Raw genomic sequence first — 14,951 nt, 5'->3', positions numbered from 1 at the left:
ACGCAATTGACCGCGCTGACCTGCGCAACGGCGGGGCGGCCAATGCGACACAAGCGGCTAAGGTTAGCCTTGACCGCACTTTAACGCTCATCCATCCAGGAGCTCTGCATGACCCAATTGCGCCGGGTCGCCATCGTCGGCGGCAACCGTATTCCCTTCGCCCGCTCCAACACCCTGTACTCCACGGCGAGCAACCAGGAGATGCTGACCTCCGCGCTGGACGGCCTGATCGAGCGCTACAAGCTGCACGGCGAGCGCCTGGGCGAGGTGGTCGCCGGCGCAGTGCTCAAGCATTCGCGCGACTTCAACCTGACCCGCGAGTGCGTGCTGGGCACGCGCCTGGCGCCGGAAACTCCGGCCTATGACATCCAGCAGGCCTGCGGTACCGGCCTGGAAGCGGCGATTCTCGTGGCCAACAAGATCGCCCTCGGGCAGATCGACTGCGGCATCGCCGGCGGCGTGGACACCACCTCCGATGCGCCCATCGGCGTCAACGAAGGGCTGCGCAAGATCCTGCTGGAAGCCAACCGCGGCAAGTCCAACGCCGAGAAGATCAAAAGCCTGCTGAAGATCCGCCCGCGCCACCTGATGCCGCACATCCCGAAGAACGGCGAGCCGCGCACCGGGCTGTCGATGGGCGAGCACTGCGAGCTGATGGCGCAGACCTGGGCCATTCCCCGCGACGAGCAGGACAAGCTGGCCTACGAGAGCCACCACAAGCTGGCCGCCGCCTACGACGAGGGCTGGCAGAACGACCTGATGACGCCGTTCCGCGGCCTGGTGCGCGACCAGAACCTGCGCCCGGATATCAACCTGGAAAAGATCGGCACCCTCAAGCCGGTGTTCGAGAAGGGCCCGCGCGGCACCCTGACGGCGGCCAACTCCACACCGCTGACCGATGGCGCTTCCGTGGTGCTGCTGGCCAGCGAGGAGTGGGCGAAGGCGCGTGGCCTGCCGATCCTGGCGTACTTCAAGGATGGCGAAGCTGCGGCGGTGGACTTCGTCGGCGGCCACGAAGGCCTGCTGATGGCGCCGGTTTACGCAGTGCCGCGCCTGCTGGCGCGCAACGGCCTGACCCTGCAGGACTTCGACTTCTATGAAATCCATGAAGCCTTCGCCGCCCAGGTGCTGTGCACCCTCAAGGCCTGGGAAGACGCGGACTACTGCAGGGAGCGCCTGGGGCTGGATGCGCCGCTGGGTTCCATCGACCGCAGCAAGCTCAACGTGAAGGGCAGTTCGCTGGCAGCCGGCCACCCGTTTGCCGCCACTGGCGGGCGCATCGTCGCCAACCTGGCCAAGCTGCTGGATGCCGCCGGCAAGGGGCGCGGGCTGATCTCGATCTGCGCCGCGGGCGGCCAGGGTGTGACCGCGATCATCGAACGGTAATCCAATACAACGGGGCGGCCCTCTTCGCCGCCCCGCGATGTAGCAACTCCGTGACTTCAGGCGGCACCGCGCGAGCGGCGCCGCCTTTTTTTATCCTACGAAGAGCAGAGCGTAGGGCGCATAACCTGGAACAGGTTATCCGCCGATAGGGGAGTGGCGGATAACGCTGGCGCGTTATGCGCCCTACGAAACTGCGAGGGAGCTGTAGGAGCGAGCTTGCTCGCGAATACCGGTTACGCCGAAGTTCGGGCTGCTCGCGAGCAAGCTCGCTCCTACAGAAAGCCGGCGAGCGGGGCCTCGCCAGGTCGCTTCCGTAGGAGAGAGTCTTCCCCCTGCAATTGCCTTCTAGAAAGGTCCTCAGCCACCCTGCAACATCGCCGGATGGATTCGCCGGGAGAAGGGCGTGGAGAGCACCAGTGAAGTCTTGCTGGTGCCGAACTGGGCGAGGCGGTCGATCAGCTCTTCCAGTTCCTGGGTGCAGCTCACCGCCACCTTGAGCATCACGCAGGCTTCGCCGGTGATGCGGTAGCAGTCGATGATCTGCGGGATTTCCAGCAATGGGTCGAGCATGGTCTTGCTGCGATGGTCGTTCAGGCGCAGTTCGATCAGGCACTGGATCGAACGGCCCATCTTCGACAGGTCTACGCTGGCGTGGTAGCCGGTGATCACGCCTTCGGCCTCCAGGCGCGCCACGCGGTCGGCCACGGCGGGAGGCGAGAGGTTGATGCGTCGGGCCAGTTCGGCGAAGGACAGGCGGCCGTCTTCCAGCAGGGCGGCGAGCAGGGCGCGGTCGTATTTGTCCATCAGTCTTGCCTCGGCATTCTGGTTAAAACAGATTCAACGGAAAATGACCGGAAAATCCATCGATTGAAAAGTGTTACGCCGCTATTGGCGTTGTCTGTGCCTTATCCGTGGGTGGATGCCTGCATAAAATGAATCGCCCCACCCGCCTTGTCGAGCCCCTTTCATGACCACCCTGCCCATGCCCAGAGCCCGCGTCTCCCTGACCCTGATCGCCGCGTTTTTCGCCCTCTATTTCATCTGGGGCTCGACCTACCTGGTCATCCGTATCGGCGTGGAATCCTGGCCGCCGATGCTGATGGCCGGCTGCCGCTTCATCATTGCCGGGGCGATCCTGTTCGCCTGGATGCTCTGGCGCGGCGCGCCGCTGCCGAGCCTCAAACAGTGCTTGTCGGCGGGCGCCATTGGCATCCTGCTGCTCAGCTGCGGCAATGGCGGGGTGACGGTGGCCGAGCACTGGGGCGTGGCTTCGGGTGTGGCGGCGTTGGCCGTGGCAACCGTGCCGCTGTTCACCCTGGTGTTCGGGCGCTTCTTCGGCAACAGGACCAACGCGCTGGAGTGGGCCGGCATCGCCCTGGGCCTGCTCGGCATCGTGCTGCTCAACCTCGGCTCGAACCTGCAGGGCAGCCCGGCGGGCGCGGCGCTGATCATCTTTGCGGCGGCCACCTGGGCCTTCGGCTCGGTGTGGAGCCGGCGCCTGGACCTGCCCGCCGGCGCCATGGCCAGCGCGGTGGAGATGCTGGTGGGTGGCGGCGTGCTGCTGCTGGGCAGCCTGCTCAGCGGCGAGCGCCTGGAGCAGATGCCCACCGCCGCCGGCTGGGGCGCGCTGGCCTACCTGGTGGTCTTCGGCTCGATCATCGCCTTCAGCGCCTACATGTACCTGCTGGCCAATGTGCGCCCGGCGGCGGCGACCAGTTACGCCTACGTCAACCCGGCGGTGGCGGTCATGCTCGGCGTGGTATTCGCCGGCGAGCACATCGGCCTGGCGGAATCCCTGGCGATGGCGGTGATCATCAGCGCGGTGGTCTTGATCGGCCTGCCGCAGTGGCGACGCGGCCCCGCGAACTGATCCCGGAACGCAAAGCGCCCGCCCACAGGAGGCTGTGGGCGGGCGCTGTGTTTTCCGGCTCAGGTCAGATCACGAAGAAGCCGTGGGTGCCGTCGCGGCCCAGTTGCTCGACCAGGCCGAACTCCCAGTCCAGATAGCCCTGCATGGCTTCTCGGGGGTTGTCGGTGCCTTCGTACGGACGGCGGTAGCGGTCGATGCGCGGCGCCGCCAGATGGCTTTCGCCTTCCTCGGTGGGCAGGCCGGCGGCGACCCAGGCACCGGTGCCGCCATCGAGCAGGAACACCGGCTTGTTGCTCAGGGCCTCCACTTCCGCCACGGCGAAGCGCGCCAGCAGGCTGCTGCCGCAGGTGAGCACATAACGCTCGGCATTGCCCAGTTGCGCCACTGCCTGCTTCAGCTGGCTGCGCAGGGCCCAGGCGGCGCCGGGGATGTGGCGCTTCACGTAGTTGGCGCTGGCGGTGAAGTCGAGCACGGCGGTGCCCGGTTCGCGCAGCCAGTCGGCCAGGGTCTGCGGGCTGATGGTCTCGGCCTGCGGCTTGGGCGGCAGCGGTGCACTCCACGCGCCCTGTTCGCTGAAGTCGGCGGCAGTCAACCCGTCCAGCACTGCCACCTGCCAGCCCATCTGGGCCAGCCAGGAAGCGCTCATGTTGGCGCGTACGCCGTCGTTGTCCACCAGCACCAGACGCGCACCGCGCACGCTGGCGACGTGGTCGGTTTCCTGCACCAGCTGGCCGCCGGGAGTCGAGCGCGAACCCGGCAGGTGGCCGGCTTCGTATTCTTCCGGCGTGCGCACGTCGAACAGGTAGGTGGTGCGCTCGGTTTCGCCCTGCCATTGGCGCAGGCCGGCCAGGTCGATACGCGCGACGTTTGCGCGGTCGGCCACGGCGCGGGCGCGCTGGGCGGCGGATTCGCGGGTACTGGCGGAAACCTCGGCGAAGCGCCGTGCCTGCCCGTGTTCCAGCTGCTGGCCGGCCAGGGTCCAGCCGATGGTGCCGTTGCGCAGCGCCGACACCGGGTTGGGAATGCCGGCGTTCACCAGCGACTGGGTGCCGATGATGCTGCGGGTGCGCCCGGCGCAGTTGACGATGACGCGGGTGGCCGGGTTCGGCGCCAGCTCGGCGACGCGCAGCACCAGTTCGGCGCCCGGCACGCTGACGCCGCTGGGGATGCTCATGGTCTGGTATTCGTCGAAGCGGCGGGCGTCGAGCACCACCACGTCGGCCTGGGCGTCGAGCAGCGCCTTCACTTCCTCGGCGGCCAGCGACGGGGTGTGGCGCTCGGCCTCCACCAGTTCGCCGAACGACTTGCTCGGGACGTTCACGTCCTTGAACAACTCGCCACCGGCCTCGCGCCAGCCGGCGAGCCCGCCGTCGAGAATGGCCACGTCGCTGTAGCCCAGCGCCAGCAGGCGCTGCGCGGCGATCTGCGCCAGGCCTTCGCCGTCGTCATAGACGGTGACCGGCGTATCGCGGCGCGGCACGCGGGCGTAGATCTCCAGCTCCAGCTTGGACAGCGGCACGTTGGCGGCGAACAGCGGGTGTTCCTGGGCGAATGGGTCTTCCTCGCGCACATCCAGCAATGCCAACTCCTGGCGGGCGAGGAGGGCGGCGCGGATATCGTGGAAGGAACGACGGATGATCTGGCTCATGCAGGGTTCTCTTTCGACAGGTCCCAGATATTGGGCAACTGGCTATTGGAATAGCCGGAGATGAAGGGTTTCTCTTCACCTTCGGCACTGAAGACAGCACGCCGAACCGCGCCGATGTTGGCACCGTAGACGTGGATGCTGATGGACGGCCGGTCGGCGAAGGCGTTGCTGACCTGGTGGATGTCGCCGATGCGGGGTGACACTGCCTCCACTTCGCCCGGCTCCAGGCGATGCGGCTCGCCCACGGGCTGCAGGCGGCCATCGGCGGCGAAGGCGAACGGCTGCGAATACTCGGCGCCGCGCAGCATGCCGATCAGACCCCAGACGCGGTGGTCGTGCACTGGCGTGCGCTGACCCGGGCCCCAGACGAAGCTGACCACCGAAAAGCGCTGCCGCGAATCGGCGTGCAGCAGGTACTGCTGGTAGCGCTGCGGGTCGGGGCGGGCGTAGTCCTCGGGTAGCCAGTCGTCATGGCGCACCAGTTCGGCGAGCAACGGGCGGGCTTCGGCCAGCAGCGCGGCTTCGTCGGGAGCGGTGTCGATCACGGCTGCCAGATCGCCGATGAACTGGCGCAGGCGGTCGAGGCGAAGGGAGGCTGACATGCGGGGGATTCACTCCGGAAGGTTCTGGCGCTACGGTAGCAAACGCATTTTTATTCCTGAAATGCATTTTGAATCTAAGCTAATATGCGAGAAATGCAATTGGTGCCAGCCCCATGAAGATCGACGACATCGATGCCTTCGTCGCGGTGATCCGCAACGCCTCCCTCAGCCAGGCCGCCGAGAGCCTTGGCCTGACCCAGTCAGCCATCACCCGGCGGGTGCAGAGCCTGGAGGAGTCCCTCGGGGTGGAGCTGCTGGACCGCAACACCAAGCCGCTCAAACCCACTGCCGCCGGGCGCCGCGTGTTCGAGCAGTGCTTGCGGGTGATGCGCGAGGTGGACGGCCTGCGTGAGCTGGTGGCCGGCGACAGCGCGCCCAGCGGCGTGTTGCGCCTGGGCGTGCCGCAGAGCATCGGCGAGGTGGTGTTGCTGGAGGCCCTGCGGCGGCTGACCGGTGAATACCCGGAGCTGCGCGCGCAGGTCAGCAGCGGGTGGGGCAGCCATCTGCTGGCTCGGCTGGAGAATGCCGAGCTGGACGCGGCCGTGGTGCTGTTCCCGCCGAGCAAGGTGTTCCCCGATGACCTCGGCGCCACCGCGCTGGGCCGCATGGAATTGTGCGTGGTGGCCGCGCGCGACAGTGAGGTGAAGGCCCGCCGCCTGCTCGACTGCTACCAGCACGGCTGGGTGCTCAACCCCGACGGCTGTGGTTTCCGCGCCGGCCTGCAACGCGCCTTGGCCGACCAGGGGCTGGGGTTGCAGCTGAACCTGGAAACCTTCGGCAGCGAGCTGCAGCTGGGCCTTGTGGCCGAAGGGCGCGGGCTGGGCCTCGTGCCGGCGCCGGCCCTGGCGCGCAGTCGCTACCGCGACCAGTTGCGCGTGCTGCAACTGGACGACTTCCAGCCGCTGATCCAGCTCTGGCTGGTGCGCCCGCGCCTGCTGGGCAATCTCGAATCGCCGGCGCGGCTGTTCGGTGATGCGGTGGCTGAAGGTCTCGACATCGCGGCGGCCTGATTCGCCGCACCTGCTGCCCTTGTAGAAACGCAGAAAATCCCGCTCTGCAACTTGGTCGCGCCTGAATATGCGTATTTAGCATATTAGGATATGACAAAAATGAATTTCCATCATGAATAACTTGCCTATAGCTTCTAAGAACAACGTCAAAACCGACGCTTTCCTTATAACGAAAGCCGCCGACCTTATGCAGCGGCCCAGGCGAGGGCAACACAGTGAGCGTGGAAATTCTCGGCATGATCACCGCCACCCCGAGTTCCGAGGTGGACCAGCCGCTGGGGGAGGCGGTGGATGCCGGATTCGTCCGGCGCTTTGCCCAGGCCCATGAGGACGCTGGTTTCGACCGCGTGCTGGTGGGGTATTTCAGCAATGCCGCCGAAGGAGCGGTGGTCAGTTCCTTCGTCGCTGCCGCTACCCGGCGCCTGGGCATCCTGCTGGCCTATCGACCCGGAGTGATCGCGCCGCCCCTGGCTGCCCGGCAACTTGCCACTCTCGATCAGTTCAGCGATGGGCGCCTGGCCCTCAACGTGGTCAGCGGCGGCAACGACGAAGACCTCGCCCGCGACGGCGACTACCTCGAACACGACCGCCGCTACGCCCGCACCGATGAATACCTGCAAGCGCTGCGCGACATCTGGAGCGCTGAAGGCCCGGTGGACTTCGATGGCGAGTTCTATCGCTTCCAGGGGGCCTCGCCCGCCGTGCGCCCGCAGCAGAAGCCGCACATCCCGATCTACTTCAGCGGCTCCTCGGATGCCGCCATCGACGTCGCGGCGAAGCACGCGGACACCTACATGCTCTGGGGCGAACCGCTGGCCGCCGTCGACGGTCACATCCGCCGCGTGCGGGCTGCCGCGCATGCCCAGGGGCGTGATCCACGCTTCTCGGTGTCCTTCCGCCCCATCGTCGCCGATACCGAGGAAGCTGCCTGGAAGCGCGCCGCCGAAGTGCTCGAACAGGTGCGGGAGAACCGCACCCGCCTGGGCCTGCCGCTCAATGACCACCAGCCGGAAAACGTTGGCTCCCAGCGCCTGCTGGCCGCGGCGCAGCAGGGCGAGGTGCTCGATACACGCCTGTGGACCGGCGTGGCCCGGCTTACCGGTGCGCGCTGGAACTCCACCGCGCTGGTCGGCACGCCCGAGCAAGTCGCCGCCGCGCTGGGCGAGTACTACCGCCTGGGCGTTTCCACCTTCCTGATCCGTGGCTTCGACCCGCTCGGCGATGCCGTGCGCTACGGCCAGGGTCTGATTCCCGCCATCCACGACCATATCGCCCGTCTGCCGCAACTGCGGCGCGCCGGCTGAGGAGCTTTTCGATGAACCTGAAGCAACGCCTGCGCGCCACCTTCGCCGCGCTCATCCTGGGCGCGCCGTTGGCCCAGGCCGCCGACCTGCCGACCTTGCGGGTGGGCGACCAGAACTACTACAACGTGCGCGCATCGATGGAAGCGTCCGGGGTGCTTGAAGGCGCGCCCTACACCGTCGACTGGAAGCACTTCCAGTCCGCCGCGCCGGTGGCCGAAGGCCTGCAGGCCGGTGCGCTGGACCTGGGCTTCCTCGGCGACTCGGGCTTCATCTTCCTCGCCGCCAAGGGCGCGCCGGTGAAGCTGATCGGCATCTCCCGGCAGAACCCGGACACCATTGCCCTGCTGGTGCCCAAGGATTCGCCGGTGAAGACCATCGCCGACCTCAAGGGCAAGAAGGTCGCCTACTGGCCGGGCGCCTGGAGCCAGCAATTGACCCTGCGTGCGCTGGAGAAGGCCGGCTTGCCCAGCGATTACGTGGAGTTCGTCAAGCTGATGCCCATCGACGCCGCCGCCGCATTGCCACGCGGCAGCATCGATGCCTTCCCGGTGTGGGAGCCCTACATCTCGCAGCAGATCGTGTTCTCCGGCGCGCGCCCGATCCTCACTGCCCGCGACCTGATGCCGGGGCTGTCGAGCATCGCTGCCAACGCCAATTCCATCGATCCCAAGCGCGAGCAGATCGCCGATTTCCTTGGCCGCCTGCAGAAGGCCCGCGCCTGGGTCGAGGCGCACAAGGAGCAGTACGCCGAAATCTGGGCGAAAAAGGCCAACCTCGACCAGTCCGTGTCGCGCCACTGGATCGGCCAGGCCGCCATGAGCGTCGGCCCGGTGGATAAACAGGCCGCCGCCGATTACCAGGGCACCGCCGACTTCCTCCTGCAGACCGGCGCGCTGCCCAAGGCTTTCGATACCTCCAGCGTGATCGATACCTCCTTCGCCACCTCATTCCACTGAGTGGCGGGTTCTCAGCTAAGGCAAAAAGGTTATTTAACCTTGTGGCGGTGCTTGGATATGGTTCTAAGTGCCGCCCTGGCCGTCGGCTCTGCCCGACGGCGTAACGGGGTTGTTCCAGGCTCCGTTTCCGCTTCAGTCCACCCGCGCGCCCAACGCCCAGGCCACTGATCCTCGCGTCTTTCCAGAGGTGTCCATGAGCGTTGTTCCATTCCGGCTGGCTGCGACCCGGCCGGTCGCACCGCCTGTTCCCAGCACGGCCGGAACCTGGGCTCGCGCCCTGCGCGAGTCCGGCCTGCTGCGGCTGTCCCTGCCGGCTCAACTGGGCGGTAGCGCCAGTCCCTGGCAGGACATCCTGCAAACCCTGCGCGATCTCTGCGAGCGGGACGGCGGGCTGGCCCGGCTGTTCGCCGTCCACCACCTGCAGCTGGCGCGGGTCAGCCTGCTGGGCAGCCGCGAGCAGGTGCAGCGCCTGCTCAACCTGACGCTGTTGCGCGAGCCGCTGTGGGGTGCGCTGGGGGACGGGCAGTCGCTGCAGGCCGCCGAACATGTGCGCGGTGGTTTCCGCGTCAATGGCGCGGAGTGGGACGCCTTCACCGTCGAAGCCGCCGACTGGCTGGTGCTGCGCGCCTGGTACGAACCCGGTCGCGATTTCCTCCTCGCCGCGCTGCCCGGCGCCCGTGCGGGCCTGGTGCTGCGCGGCGGTGCGCAGTGCAACGAACTGCGTCTGCACCCGGAAGACATCCTCCTGCCGCCGGGGCTGGCGATCACGCCTCGGCGTTCGCTGTGCGATGGCCTGGCCCTGCTGCTGGAAGCCAACGTCGCCCTCGGTCTTGCACTGCATGCGGCAGAGCGGCTGGAACTGGCGCAGAGCTCTGAGTTGTTGCGGCTTCTCGGGCTGGGGCTGGTGCTCAGCGAACAGGCCGCCGCGCAACTGGACGACGACATCGCCGCTGGCGCCGGGCTGAGCTTCAGCCGCAGCAGCCATTTCTCCAACCTGGCCATCCAGGCGCTGGCGGTGGCTCGTGAGGCCGCGCAGTCGAGTCTCCGCGCGGAAGGCTTGAGGGCCCGGCTGCTGGGGGCTGCGCACTGATCGGCGGGTAAATCCGTCCGGCATTAGTTAAGAACTAAAAATTATTTATTTTAGATTTTTTATACCTGTAATCTTCGCTCTACCGGACCACCGGACTCATCCAGCATCACCTGACCTGTCCAGTGGTCCGCCTCGCTCTGCGGGCGGCCAACCCGTACCCGAGGAGCCGTATCCATGTCCCGCAGTCATTTCCTGCGCCGTTTCGCCGTTGGCCTCAGCGCGTCGGTCGCCCTGTTCGGCGCCCTGTCCGCCCAGGCTGAGCAGACCCTGCGCATCGGCTTCCAGAAGTCCTCCACGCTGCTGACCGTGGTGAAAGCCCAGGGCAACCTGGAGCGCGAGCTGGGCAAGCAGGGCATCAAGGTCACCTGGCATGAGTTCCCCAGCGGCCTGCCGCTGCTCGAATCGCTGAATGTGGGCAACGTCGACCTGTCCGCCGACGTCGCCGATACCGTACCCGTCTTCGCCCAGGCCGCCGGCGCGCAGCTGACCTATTTCGCCCGCGAAACCCCGTCGCCCACCGCGCAGTCGATCCTCGTGCCGCACGATTCGCCGCTCAACTCCCTGGCCGATCTCAAAGGCAAGCGTGTGGCCGTGACCAAGGCCGCCGGCAGCCACTACCTGCTGATCGCCGCCCTGCAGAAGGCCGGGCTGAAGTTCTCCGACATCCAGCCGGCGTACCTCACTCCCGCCGATGGCCGTGCCGCCTTCGAGAACCACAAGGTCGATGCCTGGGTGACCTGGGACCCGTACGTGGCCAGCGCCCAGCGTCAGCAGAACGCCCGCGTGCTGGTCGATGGCAAGGGCCTGGCCAGCTACCAGCGCTACTACCTGGCGTCCACCGAGTACGCCAAGGCTCACCCGGAAGTGCTCAAGCAGGTCTTCGCCGAACTGCAGAAGACCGGCCGCTGGGTGAAGGAGCACCCCAGCGACGCCGCCAAGGTGCTCGGCCCGCTGTGGGGCAACCTCGATGTCGCCACCGTCGAACAGGCCAATGCCCGCCGCAGCTATGACGTTCAGCCGGTGCGCAAGGACGGCCTCGACGAGCAGCAACGCATTGCCGACGCCTTCTACGCCGAAGGCCTGCTGCCCAAGCCTGTCGATGCCCGCGCGGTGCCGGTGTGGCAGCCGGACGTGGCGAGCAACTGATCCCCTATTTCCCGCCGCTCTCCCGAGCGGCCCGTCACGGCCCGGCCGGCCGCCTTTGTACGCATTTCCAGGAGCTCCACATGAAACACATCAGTGCCCCGCGCCGCCTGCTGGCCGCGCTTGCCCTGGTCGGCGTCGCTGGCGCCGCCCAGGCCGATATCACCCTCGGCTACCAGACCGGCATCGACCCGACCAAGGTGCCCCAGGCCGACGGTACCTACGAGAAAGTCATCGGCGAGAAGCTCGACTGGCGCCGCTTCAACAGCGGCCCGGAAGTGGTCGCCGCCATTGCCTCGGGCGACGTGCAACTGGGCAACCTCGGCTCCAGCCCGCTGGCCGCCGCGACTTCCCGTGGCCTGCCGATCGTCGCCTTCATCGTCTCCGCGCAGATCAACGCCGCCGAGGCCCTGGTGGTGCGCAACGGCAGCAAGATCGAGAAGCCCGAGGACCTGGTCGGCAAGACCATCGCCACGCCCTTCGTGTCGACCTCGCACTACAGCCTGCTGGGCGCGCTCAAGCACTGGAACATCGACCCCGGCAAAGTGAAGATCGTCAACCTCAACCCCACCGAGATCGCCGCCGCCTGGCGCCGTGGCGACATCGATGGCGCCTTCGTCTGGTCGCCCGCCCTGGGCGAGATCAAGAAATCCGGCAAGGTACTGACCGACGCCGCCGAAGTCGGCAAGTGGGGCGCACCGACCTTCGAGGTCTGGGTCGCTCGCAAGGACTTCGCCGAGAAGCACCCGGAAGTCATCGCCAAGTTCGCCAAGGTCAGCCTGGACTCCTTCGCCGACTACAACGCCCACAAGGCCGAGTGGACCGCCGATTCCGAACAGGTGAAGAAGATCGCCAAGCTGACCGGCGCCGATCCGAAGGACGTGCCCGAGTTGCTGGCCGGTTCGGCCTTCCCCGAGTCCCAGGCGCAGCTGTCTTCCGCGCTGCTGGGTGGTGGCACCGCCAAGGACATCGCTGGCACCGCTGCCTTCCTGAAAGAGCAGAAGCGCGTGCCTTCGGTACTCAAGGACTACTCGCCCTACGTCAGCGCGGAATACGTGCGCCAGGCGGAGAGCGTGCAGGTGGGGCAGCGCTGATCGACCTGCAGCGGGGCACCCTCTCCCCAACCCTCTCCCTTCCAGGAAGAGGGTTGGGCGGAGGGTTGGCACCGCAGCATCCCTTTCTCACCCTACGGAGGGCAGAACATGAGCCGTCTGACGGCCGAGGCGGTCAGCCTCACTTTCCAGCAGCGCGGACGCGAGCGCGTCGTGCTGCAGGACCTCACTCTCAGCCTGGCCAAGGGCGAATCCCTGGTGGTGCTCGGCCCGTCCGGCTGCGGCAAGTCCAGCCTGCTCAACGTGCTCGCGGGCTTCCAGGCGCCTGACAGCGGTCGCGTGCAGATCGATGGCCGGACCCTCGAAGGTCCTGGCGGCGAACGCGGCGTGGTGTTCCAGGATGACGCCCTGATGCCCTGGCTCAACGCCCTGGACAACGTGGCCCTGGGCTTGCGCATTCGCGGCGTCGGCGCTGCCGAGCGCAATGCCCGTGCCCACGAAGTATTGAAGCTGGTGGGCCTGGGCGAGCACGCGGACTACCGCATCTCGCAACTTTCCGGCGGCCAGCGGCAGCGCCTGGGCCTCGCCCGCGCACTGGCGGTGGAACCGGATTTCCTCCTGCTCGACGAACCCTTCGGCGCGCTCGACGCGCTGACCCGCGAACGCATGCAGGTGCTGACCCTCGACCTGTGGCGCAAGACCGGCAAGGGCCTGTTCCTGATTACCCACAGCGTCGACGAAGCGCTGTTCCTCGCCACTGACCTGGTGGTGATGGACGGGCCACCGGCGCGCATCGTCAAGCGCCTGTCGCTGGACTTCGCCCGCCGCTACGCCGCCGGCGAGCCGGTGCGCAGCATCAAGTCCGACCCGGAATTCGCGCGTCTGCGCCAACTGCTTCTCGATGAGTTCCTCGAAGAACCGGAGGCCGAGCATGCCCACTGAAACCCTCGCCGCCAAACTCCCCGCCGCCGCGCCGAAATCCCGCAGCGTACCGGGTGATTACCGCCGCTGGGCTGCCGCCGGCAGCATCGTCGGCGTCTTCGTGCTCTGGTGGCTGGCCACGCATCTGGGCTGGGTCGACACCCTGTTCCTGCCGGCCCCGGAGCAACTGGTGGAGGCCTTCCAGCGCGTGCTGGCCGAAGGTTACGTCGACGCCTCGCTGTGGCAACACGTCGGCACCAGCCTGATGCGTGTGCTGCTGGCGCTGGGCGCGGCGGTGCTGACGGCGATTCCGCTGGGCATCCTGATGGGCCTCAATCCGCTGGTCAGCGCGGCGTTCGATCCGCTGGTGGAGTTCTATCGCCCGGTGCCGCCGCTGGCTTACCTGCCGCTGATCGTCATCTGGTTCGGCATCGGCGAGCTGTCCAAGGTGCTGCTCATCTACCTTGCCCTGTTCGCCCCGCTGCTGATCGCTACTGCCGCCGGTGTCCGCCGCGTGGACAAGTCGCGCATCCAGGCCGTGCGCTGCCTGGGCGCGAGCCGCCTGCAGGTGGTGCGTCACGTCATCCTCCCCAGCGCGCTGCCGGAAGTCCTGACCGGCCTGCGCATCGCCCTGGGCGTGGGCTGGTCGACCCTGGTCGCCGCCGAGCTGATCGCCGCCAACCGCGGCCTGGGCTTCATGGTGCAGTCCGCCGCGCAGTTCCTCGCCACCGACGTGGTGGTGCTGGGCATCCTGCTGATCGCCGCCATCGCGCTGAGCTTCGAGCTGGGGCTGCGCTGGCTGCAGAAACGGTTTGCTTCCTGGGAATAACCGCTTCCTTCTTCGAGAACACTGATCCGACGCCCTCACCACGCAGGTGAGGGACAGGGCAGAGCACGCCTCTTCCCGTGAACCTCACGAGAGAACACGAACATGACCACCCTGAGCATCGAACCCATCAGCCCGGCCCTGGGCGCCGTCGTTTCCGGCGTGCGCCTGGCCGATCCGCTGGACGACGCGGCGCAGCGCCAGATCGAGCAGGCCCTGCTCGATCACCACGTGCTGTTTTTCCGCGATCAGCCGCTGACGCCGAGCCAGCAGGCGAACTTCGCCGCGCGCTTCGGTGACCTGCACATCCACCCGATCTACCCCAGCTCGCCGGAACAGCGCGAAGTCATCGTCCTCGATACCGCCGTCACCGATGTGCGCGACAACGCTATCTGGCACACCGACGTGACCTTCCTGGAAACCCCGGCCCTGGGCGCAGTGCTCGCCGCCAAGCAGCTGCCGCCCTACGGTGGCGATACCCTGTGGGCCAGCGGCATCGCGGCGTTCGAGGCGCTGTCGAAGCCACTGCAGCAACTCCTCGACGGCCTTACCGCGACCCACGACATCAGCAAGTCCTTCCCGCAGGAGCGCTTCGGTGCCACCGACGCGGATCGCGCGCGGCTGGAAGAGGCGCGGAGGAAGAACCCGCCGCGCAGCCACCCGGTGATCCGTACGCACCCGGTCACCGGGCGCAAGGCGCTGTTCGTCAGCGACGGCTTCACCACCCGCATCAACGAGCTGGAGCCGGCGGAAAGCCGCGCCATTCTCGACCTGCTGTTCGCCCACTTCGCGCGTCCTGAGTTCACCGTGCGCTGGCGCTGGAAGGAAAACGACGTGGCCTTCTGGGACAACCGCGTGACCCAGCACTACGCGGTGGATGATTACCGCCCGCAGCGGCGGGTGATGCACCGGGCGACGATTCTCGGGGACAAACCGTTCTGACCGGCTCTTCTGTAGGAGCGAGCTTGCTCGCGAACGGATTTCATCGGTGTGTCGGTGTTGTGCGGTTCGCGAGCAAGGACTGGGCGTCCCTCTCGCTCCTGCAGGGGCAATTTCCCTTCATCCCCGTGACTTAAGGCAACAAAGCCGCACGGCAGACCGCATTCGTCGCCATTCTGGGTCGCGGCGGCTGGCGCACTGTCC

At 67.2% G+C, this 14,951-nt stretch carries 14 protein-coding genes; 11 read left to right on the top strand and 3 right to left on the bottom strand.

Annotation, left to right across the window (positions count from 1 at the left end; translation table 11 throughout):
- Positions 1 to 108 precede the first annotated feature (108 nt).
- A complete protein-coding gene (locus A9513_RS20980) occupies positions 109 to 1,386 on the top strand; it encodes an acetyl-CoA C-acetyltransferase (RefSeq protein WP_037017360.1) in 1,278 nt (425 codons plus the stop codon).
- A gap of 357 nt (positions 1,387 to 1,743) precedes the next feature.
- On the opposite strand, the gene A9513_RS20975 is transcribed toward A9513_RS20980, so the two are convergent.
- Positions 1,744 to 2,190 (bottom strand): Lrp/AsnC family transcriptional regulator, encoded by a 447-nt coding sequence (locus A9513_RS20975; RefSeq protein WP_065085495.1) that lies wholly within the window; start codon positions 2,188 to 2,190, stop codon positions 1,744 to 1,746.
- Between the two features lie 178 nt (positions 2,191 to 2,368).
- Here A9513_RS20975 and yedA point away from each other — a divergent pair, with 178 nt between their 5' ends.
- Positions 2,369 to 3,256, top strand: coding sequence for a drug/metabolite exporter YedA (gene yedA / locus A9513_RS20970; RefSeq protein ID WP_024766206.1), 888 nt, complete (start codon positions 2,369 to 2,371; stop codon positions 3,254 to 3,256).
- Positions 3,257 to 3,320: 64 nt separating this feature from the next.
- Here the strand turns inward: yedA and A9513_RS20965 are convergent, their stop codons facing one another.
- Both A9513_RS20965 and A9513_RS20960 read right to left on the bottom strand, forming a co-directional pair.
- The gene (locus A9513_RS20965; RefSeq protein ID WP_065085494.1) at positions 3,321 to 4,904 is read right to left on the bottom strand and encodes a rhodanese-related sulfurtransferase; all 1,584 of its coding nucleotides are present in this window, start codon (positions 4,902 to 4,904) and stop codon (positions 3,321 to 3,323) included.
- Positions 4,901 to 5,506 carry a 3-mercaptopropionate dioxygenase gene (locus tag A9513_RS20960; RefSeq protein ID WP_065085493.1) on the bottom strand — a complete coding sequence of 202 codons (606 nt, stop codon included), beginning with the start codon at positions 5,504 to 5,506 and terminating at the stop codon, positions 4,901 to 4,903. The genes A9513_RS20965 and A9513_RS20960 overlap by 4 nt, the downstream gene beginning before the upstream one ends.
- A 113-nt stretch (positions 5,507 to 5,619) precedes the next feature.
- Here A9513_RS20960 and A9513_RS20955 point away from each other — a divergent pair, with 113 nt between their 5' ends.
- The 9 genes from A9513_RS20955 to tauD all read left to right on the top strand — a co-directional run bounded on the left by A9513_RS20955 (position 5,620) and on the right by tauD (position 14,750).
- Complete coding sequence (locus A9513_RS20955) at positions 5,620 to 6,516, top strand: LysR family transcriptional regulator (RefSeq protein WP_065085492.1); 897 nt, start codon at positions 5,620 to 5,622, stop codon at positions 6,514 to 6,516.
- Between the two features lie 236 nt (positions 6,517 to 6,752).
- Entirely contained in the window at positions 6,753 to 7,820 is a 1,068-nt protein-coding gene (locus A9513_RS20950) for an LLM class flavin-dependent oxidoreductase (RefSeq protein ID WP_081754021.1), read from the top strand.
- Between the two features lie 11 nt (positions 7,821 to 7,831).
- Complete coding sequence (locus A9513_RS20945; protein ID WP_065085491.1) at positions 7,832 to 8,776, top strand: ABC transporter substrate-binding protein; 945 nt, start codon at positions 7,832 to 7,834, stop codon at positions 8,774 to 8,776.
- 193 nt (positions 8,777 to 8,969) lie between these two features.
- Positions 8,970 to 9,866 (top strand): hypothetical protein, encoded by an 897-nt coding sequence (locus tag A9513_RS20940; RefSeq protein ID WP_052239088.1) that lies wholly within the window; start codon positions 8,970 to 8,972, stop codon positions 9,864 to 9,866.
- 174 nt (positions 9,867 to 10,040) lie between these two features.
- Positions 10,041 to 11,012: an aliphatic sulfonate ABC transporter substrate-binding protein gene (locus tag A9513_RS20935; protein WP_037015267.1), complete on the top strand. Its 972-nt coding sequence runs from the start codon at positions 10,041 to 10,043 to the stop codon at positions 11,010 to 11,012.
- A gap of 80 nt (positions 11,013 to 11,092) precedes the next feature.
- Positions 11,093 to 12,103: a taurine ABC transporter substrate-binding protein gene (gene tauA / locus A9513_RS20930; protein WP_065085490.1), complete on the top strand. Its 1,011-nt coding sequence runs from the start codon at positions 11,093 to 11,095 to the stop codon at positions 12,101 to 12,103.
- Between the two features lie 108 nt (positions 12,104 to 12,211).
- On the top strand, positions 12,212 to 13,003 hold the full coding sequence (locus tag A9513_RS20925; RefSeq protein ID WP_037015270.1) for a taurine ABC transporter ATP-binding protein: 792 nt from the start codon (positions 12,212 to 12,214) through the stop codon (positions 13,001 to 13,003).
- Positions 12,993 to 13,811 carry an ABC transporter permease subunit gene (locus A9513_RS20920; protein WP_065085489.1) on the top strand — a complete coding sequence of 273 codons (819 nt, stop codon included), beginning with the start codon at positions 12,993 to 12,995 and terminating at the stop codon, positions 13,809 to 13,811. The genes A9513_RS20925 and A9513_RS20920 overlap by 11 nt, the downstream gene beginning before the upstream one ends.
- Positions 13,812 to 13,913: 102 nt before the next feature.
- Entirely contained in the window at positions 13,914 to 14,750 is an 837-nt protein-coding gene (tauD, locus tag A9513_RS20915) for a taurine dioxygenase (RefSeq protein WP_024764760.1), read from the top strand.
- Positions 14,751 to 14,951: the final 201 nt, after the last annotated feature.

The sequence above is a fragment of the Pseudomonas sp. AU12215 genome (genome assembly GCF_001675465.2).
Taxonomy (GTDB): domain Bacteria; phylum Pseudomonadota; class Gammaproteobacteria; order Pseudomonadales; family Pseudomonadaceae; genus Pseudomonas; species Pseudomonas nitroreducens.
The sequence above is the reverse complement of the archived record's forward strand: the minus strand, read 5'-3'. Positions and strand labels throughout refer to the sequence as shown.